Source organism: Actinophytocola xinjiangensis (genome assembly GCF_001921215.1).
Classification (GTDB): domain Bacteria; phylum Actinomycetota; class Actinomycetes; order Mycobacteriales; family Pseudonocardiaceae; genus Actinophytocola; species Actinophytocola xinjiangensis.
This window is the reverse complement of record NZ_MSIF01000018.1, coordinates 158921-168913: the sequence shown is the minus strand read 5'-3', so window position 1 is coordinate 168913 and position 9993 is coordinate 158921. Positions and strand designations below refer to the sequence as shown.

9 protein-coding genes are annotated in these 9993 nt (G+C 70.3%); 5 read left to right on the top strand and 4 right to left on the bottom strand.

Translation table 11 applies throughout. The features are described 5' to 3' along the window. The 4 genes from BLA60_RS29745 to BLA60_RS29730 all read left to right on the top strand — a co-directional run. Window positions 1-552: AAA family ATPase (locus BLA60_RS29745; protein WP_154814705.1), on the top strand; the 552-nt coding region annotated here is incomplete at its 5' end. Continuing rightward, window positions 549-2159: an ABC transporter permease gene (locus BLA60_RS29740; protein WP_075136334.1), complete on the top strand. Its 1611-nt coding sequence runs from the start codon at window positions 549-551 to the stop codon at window positions 2157-2159. The genes BLA60_RS29745 and BLA60_RS29740, both read left to right, overlap by 4 nt. A 123-nt stretch (window positions 2160-2282) precedes the next feature. After that, window positions 2283-3650: a TrkH family potassium uptake protein gene (locus BLA60_RS29735; protein ID WP_245812214.1), complete on the top strand. Its 1368-nt coding sequence runs from the start codon at window positions 2283-2285 to the stop codon at window positions 3648-3650. Next, window positions 3643-4353, top strand: a complete 711-nt coding sequence (locus tag BLA60_RS29730; RefSeq protein WP_084735375.1) for a potassium channel family protein — start codon at window positions 3643-3645, stop codon at window positions 4351-4353. The genes BLA60_RS29735 and BLA60_RS29730 overlap by 8 nt, the downstream gene beginning before the upstream one ends. Window positions 4354-4407: 54 nt before the next feature. On the opposite strand, the gene BLA60_RS29725 is transcribed toward BLA60_RS29730, so the two are convergent. The 4 genes from BLA60_RS29725 to BLA60_RS29710 all read right to left on the bottom strand — a co-directional run bounded on the left by BLA60_RS29725 (window position 4408) and on the right by BLA60_RS29710 (window position 9034). Next, complete coding sequence (locus tag BLA60_RS29725) at window positions 4408-5598, bottom strand: cytochrome P450 (RefSeq protein ID WP_075136331.1); 1191 nt, start codon at window positions 5596-5598, stop codon at window positions 4408-4410. Window positions 5599-5610: 12 nt separating this feature from the next. Further along, on the bottom strand, window positions 5611-6282 hold the full coding sequence (locus BLA60_RS29720; protein ID WP_075136330.1) for a TetR/AcrR family transcriptional regulator: 672 nt from the start codon (window positions 6280-6282) through the stop codon (window positions 5611-5613). Between the two features lie 77 nt (window positions 6283-6359). Next, window positions 6360-7412, bottom strand: a complete 1053-nt coding sequence (locus BLA60_RS29715; RefSeq protein WP_075136329.1) for a cobalamin B12-binding domain-containing protein — start codon at window positions 7410-7412, stop codon at window positions 6360-6362. Then, window positions 7409-9034 carry a PP2C family protein-serine/threonine phosphatase gene (locus BLA60_RS29710; RefSeq protein WP_075136328.1) on the bottom strand — a complete coding sequence of 542 codons (1626 nt, stop codon included), beginning with the start codon at window positions 9032-9034 and terminating at the stop codon, window positions 7409-7411. Before BLA60_RS29710 ends, BLA60_RS29715 begins: the two co-directional genes overlap by 4 nt. 502 nt (window positions 9035-9536) lie before the next feature. On the opposite strand from BLA60_RS29710, the gene BLA60_RS43740 reads away from it, so the two are divergent. After that, complete coding sequence (locus tag BLA60_RS43740) at window positions 9537-9968, top strand: hypothetical protein (protein WP_154814704.1); 432 nt, start codon at window positions 9537-9539, stop codon at window positions 9966-9968. The last annotated feature ends 25 nt before the right edge of the window (window positions 9969-9993 follow it).

The following is a 9993-nucleotide window of genomic DNA, read 5'->3' as shown; positions in this document are numbered from 1 at the left end:
GAGCGGTTCGACCTCGACCCGACCAAGAAGGGCCGCACCTACTCCAAGGGAAACCGGCAGAAGGTCGCGATCGTGGCCGCGCTCGCCTCGGACGTCGAACTGCTGGTGCTGGACGAACCCACGGCCGGCCTCGACCCGCTGATGGAGTCGGTCTTCGCCGAGTGCGTGCGCGAACTGAAGGCCGCCGGCCGGACGGTGTTGCTCTCCAGCCACATCCTGGCCCAGGTCGAGGCGTTGTGTGACCGGGTGTCGATCATCCGGCTGGGCCACATCGTGGAATCGGGTTCGTTGTCGCAGTTGCGGCACCTCACCCGCACCACCGTGACCGCGCGGACGGTCCGGCCGGCCACCACGCTCGCCGCCCTCGACGGCGTGCACGACCTGTCCATCGACAACGGCCAGGTCCGGTTCGACGTGGACACCGAGCACCTCGAGGCGGCGATCGGTCATCTGCACGGCCTGGGCATCCGCGCGCTGGTCAGCCAGCCGCCCACGCTCGAACAGCTGTTCCTGCGCCACTACGGCGGCACCGCCTCCGGGAGCGCCCGATGACCGCCACGATCCCGCTGGTCGGCACCTGGTCGCTCGCCCGGTTCATCCTGCGACGGGACCGGGTGCGGCTGCCGGTCTGGCTCGCCGCGCTCACCCTCACCACGGTCGCCACCGCGCGCAGCTTCCAGGACCTCTACGGCGATGCGGCGAACCGGGCCCAGGTCGCGAAGACGATGGGCACCCCGGCCGGGCTCGCGATGACCGGACCGGAGCACTACCTGACCGACTACACCCTCGGCGCCATGATGAGCCACCAGATGCTCGGCTTCATGGCGATCATGGTGGGGCTGATGAGCGTGCTGACGGTCGTGCGGCACACCCGTGCCGAGGAGGAGACCGGGCGGGCCGAACTGGTTCGGGCCAACGTCGTCGGCCGGCATGCCCACCTCACGGCCGCGCTCGCCGTCGTCGCGGGGACCAACCTGCTGCTGGCCCTGCTCATCACGCTGGGTTTCGGCGGGCTGGGGCTGGAGGGCATCACCTGGCCTGGCGCCCTGCTCTACGGCGTGGCCCACGCTGCGGCCGGACTGGTCTTCGCCGGGGTGGCGGCGGTGGCCGTGCAGATCACCGAGCACTCGCGGGGAGCGTCCGGGCTGGCGCTGGCCGCCGTCGGCGTCGCCTACGTGCTGCGCGCCGCCGGCGACCTCGGCAACGGCGTCCTGTCCTGGCTCTCGCCCATCGGCTGGGTCCAGGCCACCTGGGCGTTCCTCGAGAACCGCTGGTGGCCGCTGCTGCTCGCCCTCACCCTCACCGTCGCCCTGGTGGCCGTCGGGTTCGGTCTCAGCACCCGCCGCGACGTCGGCGCCGGCCTGCGGCAGCCGCGTCCCGGTGCCACCAGGGCGTCGAACGGGCTCGTGCGGCCCGTCGGGTTCGCCCTGCGGCTGCACCGGGGCCTGATGGTCGGTTTCGGGGTGGCGATGCTCCTGCTCGGCGCCGCCTACGGCTCGATCCTCGGTGAGGCCGAGGACATGCTGGCGGGCATCGAGGTGTTCCAGGACGCCATCGCCGAGATCGGCGGCGCCACGGTCGCCGAGTCGTTCGCGTCGATGATCATGGTGATCGTGGCGATCATCGCGTCGATCTACGTCGTCATGGCCTCGCTGCGGCCCCGGGGCGAGGAGAACGCCGGACGGGCCGAACCGGTTCTCGTGGCCTCGTTGTCCCGGGCCGGGTGGCTCGGCAGTCATCTGGCGGTGGTCCTGGCCGGTTCGGCGGTGATGATGCTCGCCGGCGGCGCCGGCTTCGGGATCATGGGCGCCGCGTCGACGGGCGACGCCGCCATGGTCGGCACCCTGATCGGCGCCGCCCTGGCCTACCTGCCGGCGCTGTGGGTGACGGCCGGGGTCGCCGTCGTCCTGTACGGGTTCTGGCCCAGGGCGGTCATGGTGGCCTGGATCGTGCCGCTGTGGTCGTTCCTCGTCGGCTACCTCGGGCAGATCCTCCAGTTCCCGGACTGGCTGAACGACCTCTCACCGTTCGGGCACGTCCCCCAACTGCCGACCGCGGACCTGAACGTCACGCCGCTGGTGGTCCTCACCGGACTGGCCGTCGCGCTGGCGGCCGCCGGGGTGGTCGCGTTCGGGAAACGGGAGGTCAACGTCACCTGAGCGGGTGGGCATCAGGATTCCGTAAAGACGCTGTCAGCGTGTCGACCGGCGACCTAGCGTCTACCGTCAGCCGGGACGGCGATCGCAGCCGTCCGCTCGGGGTGCGACGGGGGGATGCCGGCGGTGACGTTCTCGCGCGGGCGGTCGGGCGCGAACCGGTTCCGGCACCCGACCCGGGTGGTGGCGGCCGGTTTCGCCGCCGCCGTCGGTGTCGGCACGGTGTTGTTGCTGCTGCCGGTCGCCACCGAGTCCGGGACGGGGGCCGGGCTGGTGGACGCGTTGTTCACCGCCACGTCGGCGGTGTGCGTCACCGGGCTGGTCACCGTGGACACCGGCGGGTACTGGTCGACCTTCGGCGAGGTGGTCATCCTCGCGCTGATCCAGGTGGGCGGTCTGGGCATCATGACCCTCGCCGCGTTGTTCACCGTGCTGGTCGCCCACCGGCTCGGCCTGCGCCGGCGCCTGCTGGCCCAGGCCGAGACCAAGACCCTGGGACTGTCCGGCATCGGCGGTCTGGTGCGCAACATCGTGCTGTTCAGCCTGGCCAGCGAGGCGGTCGTCGCGACCGTGCTGACCGCCCGGTTCGCCACCGGCGGCGCGGGGCAACCCGCGATGCCGTTCGACCGGGCGCTCTACCACGGGGTGTTCCACGCGGTCTCGGCGTTCAACAACGCGGGGTTCTCCCTCAACAGCGACAGCCTCATGGGCTACGTCACCGACCCGCTGGTCAGCCTGCCGGTGGCCGTCGCGGTCATCGTCGGCGGACTGGGTTTCCCGGCGGTGTTCGACCTCGCCAGGAACTGGCGCAGGCCGTCCCGGTGGATGGTGCTCACCCGCATCACGGTGGGGGTGACCGCCGTGCTCCTGCTGGTCGGCACGGTGATCACGATCCTGGCCGAACGGTCCAATCCGGACACACTCGGCCCGCTGTCCGGGCCGGGGAAACTGCTGGCCGGGTTCTTCCACTCGGCGATGGCGCGGACCGCCGGGTTCAACAGCATCGACATGTCCGCCCTGGGCCCGGAGACGTTGTTCGCCACCGACCTGCTGATGTTCATCGGCGGCGGCAGCGGCGGCACAGCGGGCGGGATCAAGGTCACCACGTTCGCGGTGCTCGCGGTCGTGATCTGGTCGGAGATGCGCGGCGAGACCAGGGTCAACGTCGGCCGGCGACGCATCCCCGAAGGCAACCAGCGCCAGGCCCTGGCCATCGCGTTACTGGGCATCGGTGCCGTGGCCGTCGCCGTGTTCACCCTGCTGATCATGACCCGGCACAGCCTCGACCTCGTCCTGTTCGAGGCCGTCTCCGCCTTCGGCACCGTCGGGCTCTCCGCCGGCATCACCGCCGACCTGCCGCCGGCCGCACACCTGCTGCTGATCGCACTGATGTTCATCGGGCGGGTCGGCCCGCTCACCCTGGCCTCGGCGCTGGCGTTGCGCCAACGGACCAGGCGCTTCGAGTACCCGGAGGAGAGAACCATCGTTGGCTAGGAAACCCGGACGATCCACGGGCCGGCCACGCGCCGGCCTCAACGACGAGACGGTGGTCGTCGTCGGCCTCGGGCGCTTCGGCGGAGCGCTCGCCCTGGAACTGGTCAACTTGGGCCACTCGGTCATGGCCATCGACGTCAACCCCAAGACCGTCCAGGCCTACGCCAACCGACTGCCGCACGTGGTCGCCGCCGACACCACCGACATCGAGACACTGCGGCAACTCGGCGTCGGCGACGCCCACCGGGCCGTCATCGCGATCGGCACCGACATCGAGGCCAGCATCATGACCACCTCGCTGCTCGTCGACCTCGACCTCCCCGACATCTGGGCCAAGGCCATCAGCCGAGACCACGGCACCATCCTGAGCCGTGTCGGCGCCCACCACGTCGTGCTCCCCGAACACGAGATGGGCGAACGCGTCGCGCACCTGCTCTCCGGCCGCATGCTCGACTACGTCGAGGTCGACACCGACTACGCGATGGTCAAGACGACGCCGCCGCAGGAACTCGTCGGCGTCCCGCTCAGCGCCTCCCGCATCCGCGCCAGGTACGGCGTCACGATCGTCTCGGTCAAGAAGGAGACCGACGGACCGGACGCCACCTACACCCACACCACCGCCGACACCACCCTCATGTACGGCGACCACATCCTCGTCGTCGGCACCATCCACGACCTCGAACGCTTCGTCGACGCCGACTGACCCCGAACGGGATCTGCCGGAGTCCTACCGGGACGGTCCGGGCACGCGGTCGTGCTACCAGGCGACGGGGAGTTGGTGCACGCCGTGGATCAGCATGTTCTCCCGGACCGGCACCTGGTCGGGGTCGACCGCCAGGCGCAGCGTGGGGAACCGGCGTAGCAGGGCGGGGTAGGCGACCCGCATCTCGACGCGGGCGAGTTGCTGCCCGAGGCACTGGTGGACACCGTGACCGAACGCGAGATGACCTCTGGCGGAGGTGTGCGGGTCCAGTGTGTCGGGGTCGTCGAACCGGTCGGGATCGCGGTTGGCGGCGGCGATGGAGATGGTGACCGACTCACCGGCGCGGACGAGGTGGCCCGCCAGTTCGAGGTCCTCGGTCGCGGTGCGCACCGTGGCCATGACGATGCTCAGGTGGCGCAGCAACTCCTCCACGGCCCGATCGGTGGTTTCCGGGTCGTCCTGGTCGCGGAGTGCGGCGAGTTGGTGGGGATGACGCAGGAGGGCGAAGGTTCCCAGGGCGAGCATGTGGGTGGTGGTGTCCAGGCCCGCGCCAAGCAACATGAAGGCGATGTTGGTGAGTTCGACATCGGTCAGTTCACCGCCGCCGACCAGGCCGGCGAGCAGGTCGTCGGTGGGGGCGCGGCGTTTCGCCGCGACCAGTTCCCCGAGGTAGGTGCTGATGTCGACGACGGCGGCCATGGCCTGCTCGGAGGTGGATCGGGTGTCGGTCAGTGTGGTGAGGTCGGTCTGGAACCGGTCACGGTCGGCGTAGGGGACGCCGAGCAGTTCGCAGATCACCAGCGCGGGGACCGGGCGGGCGAACGCTTCCACGAGGTCCAGCGGTGGGCCGTGCCGTTCCATCGAATCCAGCCGCTCGGTGGTGAACCCGTCGATGCGGTCGGCGAGTTGGCGCATCCGGCGCACCGTGAACTGTCCCGTGAGCAGGCTCCGGTAGCGGGTGTGGTCGGGCGGGTCCATGGTGATGAACATGCCCGGTGGCGCCGGTTGTGGAGGTTGGGCCTGGAGTTCGTTCTCGAAGACCGGACGGTGGGTCAGTTCGGACCGCGCGCTGAATCTCGGGTCGGCGAGCACCGTGCGCGCGAGGGCGTGCGTGGTCACCAGCCAACCGGTGTGACCGTCGGGGTAGGCCAGAGGGCTGAGTGGGTGGTCGCGGCGCAGCGAGGCCAGTTCCTCGGGCGGATCGAACGGGTCGCGACGTGTCATCGGCAGCGGGGACGGGTGCATCGGGGTCCCTTCTCAGGTGTCGGGGTGGTCGCGGAGCCTGGTCGCGGTCTCCCGGATCTGGTCGCCGGTGGGGGAGACGGCGAACTCGCCGACGGAGGCGTAGACGTCGAGCATCGCCAGGCCGATCCGGGTCGCGTGCTCGCGGTCGAGCGGATCGTCGCCGAACCGGCGGGCGAGGTAGCCGTGCAGCACGATCGTTCCGCTGTGCATGGCGGCCATGACCGACGCGGCATCCCGGACCCGGGGCGAGTCGGGTGGGTAGCGGTCGGGCCAGGTGCGGCTGAGGAAATCCTCCGCGCCGGCCGCGAGCTCGTCGAACATCGCTGCCGCGGTGGAGGAACCGTCCACCAACGCCCGCGCGAGGTAGCGCAGCAACGGGCCGCTGGTCGCGAAGAGGTCACCGAGCAGGCCCGGCTCGCCGAGTGTTCCCTCGGCGGTTCCGCGGGTCAGCCGCCCGCGGAACGCCTCGACGACGGCGTCGTCACACGCCGCACGGAGACCCTCCTTGGAACGGAAATGGTGTTGCACCAGGCCGAGTGACACACCAGCCGCGTCGGCGATCCCGCGCAGGGTGGCGCCTTTGGTTCCGTGCTCGGCGAACTGCGCCAGCGCCGCGTCCCTGATCCGGGCGCGCGCCGTGAGGTCCGTCGCCGGCCGATCGTCGGGACTGAGGATCGAACCCATGAGCTCACTGTACGTCTGTACAGATTACAATACAACCGTATCGTGCGCCGTGTTCCGGAACCGCGGCACGCGGGGCGTCACCTGAGCTGGTCGAGCTGACCGATCCCGGCCACGACGAGCCGGCTGGCTCGGGGGAGGTCACGCAGTTCGGCCGCGAGCAGATCGAGGGCGGCACGCACAGCCAGCGGGGGGATCCCGCGCGCGTTGAGGACGTCCGCACTCCAGGTAATGAACTCGGTGAACAGGCCGTCCTCACCCACGTACAGGGCCGTGGCCAGGAACTCGACGATGTGGGTGAGGTTCTCGGCGGTCTGTCGGCGCTGCTGATCGTCGTGGCCGCGCGTCACGGGCGGGAGCGTGGACAGGCCCGCGTGCATCGAGGCGACGAGTGACGTCGCCGAACGTGCGACCAGGGAGTACTCCTGGTCGGCCAGGTGCGGCAGGTCGTCGACCGGCTGGTGAGCACCCTGGGGGCGGGGGAGCGGCGCCCGGGTGAGCCGGTCGGCCGCCGTTCGAGCGTCGGGCGCCCAGGCCTGGGCGCCGAACAGCCGGGCGTAGCGGCCGTCGGCGCCGAAAGCGGCGCCGCCGACGATCACCGGCTCTCCCGCCGCCTGACAGGCGGAGATGGTGGAGTGCGCGACCGGCAGACGGGTGGCGATCGAACCCGACAACGCGACGGCGTCGGGTGCCGTGCGGTGCAGGTGTGCGATCAGGTGCGGGGTGGGGACCTGGGCGCCGAGGTAGTCGACCGAGAATCCGCGCATCGTCAGGGTTTCCGCCAGCAGCCGCGCGGGCAGGGCGTGCCACTCACCGTCCACACAGGCCACCGTGACGCGGCCGAGACCGCGCGCCGGGCGCGGTGCGCTCGCGGCGAGCGCGGCGATCACGCGTTCGTTGATCGCGGTCGCCGCGTGCTCCTGGGCGATGTCGATGTGCGCGGACGCCCACGCGGCGCCGACCCGACGCTGCACGCCGCCGATGACGTCGAGCAGCACGGACTCCGCGCTCGTTCCCGCGTCCAGGGCGGCGAGCACGACGTCACGGGCCGCGTGCTCGTCGCCGGCCATCACCGCGTCCCACAGGTGGTCGGAGAGGTCCGTCGGCGCCGTCGCGCCCACCGGGGTGGTCATCTGGTGAAGCGCCCCGGTCCGTGCCCGCCGACCGCGCTGAGGTGCTGGCTGCGGGCGGCGGTGATCGCGAGCAGCGCCACGTCGTCGTGGACGCGGTTGCCCGCCCACTGCGTCGCGAGCATGTGGATCCGCTCGACGATCGCCTCACCGGGTAGGCCGCCGCACTCCGCGAGTGCCTCACGCAGCCGTTCCTCGCCGAACACCTCGGCGCCGAACGGCCCGCCCCGAGCCTCGGTGATGCCGTCGGTGTAGAGCAGGCAGGTCTCGCCGGGCGCCAGCGTCACGGTCGCGGTGCGTGATCGCACGGTCGGCACCAGGCCGACCAGCATGCCGCTGGTGTCGACCTCCTCGACCTCGCCGCTCGCCCGCACCACCATCGGCGGCGGATGTCCGGCCGCGGTCAGCCGCAGGCGCACGCTGGTGCCGTCACGGACCGCCGAGGCCAGCACAAGCGTGGCGAACCGGGTGTTGCCGCTGCTCAACAACGCGTCGTTGAGCAGGGTCAGGAGACGTCCGTGATCGTCGGCCTCCGGCAGCAGTGCCCGCAGAGTGGTGCGGATCTTACCGGTGAGAACGGCGGCCTCCAGGCCCTTTCCGCACACGTCGCCGAGGACGGCCAGGGTCTCGGCCCGCTCGTCGTCGACCGGGTGCACGTCGTAGAAGTCGCCGCCGACCTGGTCGGTGTCCAGCGCGGCGCGGTACCGGCCAGCGAACTCGATCCCGCCGACCTCCCGCAACGGGGGCGGCAACAGGTCACGCATCAGCACCTCGGTGATGGCGGCCTGCTCGGCGTGGACGTGGACGGCGGCCAGGGCGGCCCCCGCCCTGGCCGCGAACAACCGAGCACACAGCTGTTCGTCCTCGCTGAACGCGGCCAGTTGACGGCGCCGCAGCACCAGCGCACCCGCGGGCGCCCCATGGCCCGGCAACGGCAGCACGACCAGCGAGCCGACCGCGCCGACACCGGGTGGTACCAGCCACTCCGGGGCGCCGGAGGGCTCGATCCACCGAGGCGGCACGGTGGGGAACCCCCTGAGTGCCTCGCCGAGGCCTGGCACGACCTCGGGGTCGATGACACGCCGGTCACGCACCGGCCGCTCGCCCCGCGAGCACGACACCATCGTGTGGGCGCCCTGGTGGCCGGGGGTGATGACCAGTGCCGCGTCGGCGAGGTAGGTGGTGGCGAGCTCGGCGGTCATCTCCATGCACCGGTCCGGGTTCAGGGACGCGAGCAGGGCGGATGACGCGGCGGTGAGGAATTCCGTGCGTCGGCGCTCAAGCCGCAGGTGCTCCTGGGCGGTGGAATCGGCGAGCCACCAGGCGACACCGCCCGCGTGCCGCACCGGGTGGGCGGTGACCACACGCTCACCGAGGGGTCCTGTCGCGGCATCCGCGACGTCGTGACCAGCTGAAACACGGAGGTGGGCGTCCCAGAACCAGGCTGGAACACCCTCCACGAGCGCCGAGCCGACGGCCACCTCCGGCAGCAGGTCACGCCCGGCGGGGCTCACCTCGCTGACGGTCCCGCCGTGGTCGACCACCACGACCGGCACCGGCACGTCCGACCAACCCGGACCGGAACTCGCCAGGCCCGGCGTGACGTCCAGTTCGCCCTTGTTCACGTGACGGCCCGTGCGGGAGCCGCTTCACCTCCACCCGTCCCGTTCCTTCACGTCCTTTGTATCAAAGACCACCAACGACGCCGGTGTGTCACGAGCGGAGTCATCTGCGTGAGCGCGGTCGGGTGTGCTGGCTGGCGGGCGGGTGTCGTGGCCAGACAGTCCACAGTGGATCACGTCGGCGCCGGTGAGCCGCGCGGTGATCAGCGCGAGGTCCACGTGTACTCGCGAACGAGAGCCGGTGACCGAGACCGTTCCCGCCAGCCGCGCCACCGAGCACGCCTACCCTCGTCAGGGCGACCGGCGGCAGCTGAAAAGGCGACGTTTGATGCCGGACGCATTCCTGACGGCCCAAAGGGGCCGAAGATTGAGAGTTCCAACAATGGCCGCACGGCTATCCGTGGTGACCAATATGCCTTCAGTCAGGCCGCTGGTGATGAAGTAGACTGGCTGGCGGTGTTGGAGAAATATCACGAAGGCGGATATGGGTACGACTAGGAGAAGTGTGAACTGGCGAACCCTTGTGGTGGAAATTGTCGTCATGGTGGCCACAGGACTGTGCGGAGTTTCATGTGCGTCGGCGGGTGCGCCAGTCGAGAACGATCCCGAAGCGCTCGCCGAACAGTTGGATACAATTCGCAATAATGGCGGACAGCAACGCATGAAGGATTTGGTCCCTGGTGACTGGACTGCCGTCCATGTATTTGATATGGAATCGCTCATCCCTGAGTCGGTTGAGGACGAAGTGGGCTATTCGTTGGATCTGCCGCCCTCGTACCTCAACACGATGGGTACGGTGTTCGTATTTGTCGATGATGAGGGAGTCGTGCGAGCCGCGGCAGTCTATGGCGTCCGATTCGGATATACCGCATCGCCCGGTGACAGTGATTCCGTAGTCAGATTCGACACCAAGACCGAGTTGTTCGAGCTCGCCTGAGCATCCACCCGGACGTGGCTGTGGC

Coding starts and splice junctions, on each gene's coding strand:
- BLA60_RS29715 (WP_075136329.1), bottom strand. CDS start 7,412: ATGACCACCCCGGTGGGCGCGACGGCGCCGACGGACCTCTCCGACCAC.
- BLA60_RS29740 (WP_075136334.1), top strand. CDS start 549: ATGACCGCCACGATCCCGCTGGTCGGCACCTGGTCGCTCGCCCGGTTC.
- BLA60_RS29725 (WP_075136331.1), bottom strand. CDS start 5,598: ATGCACCCGTCCCCGCTGCCGATGACACGTCGCGACCCGTTCGATCCG.
- BLA60_RS29720 (WP_075136330.1), bottom strand. CDS start 6,282: ATGGGTTCGATCCTCAGTCCCGACGATCGGCCGGCGACGGACCTCACG.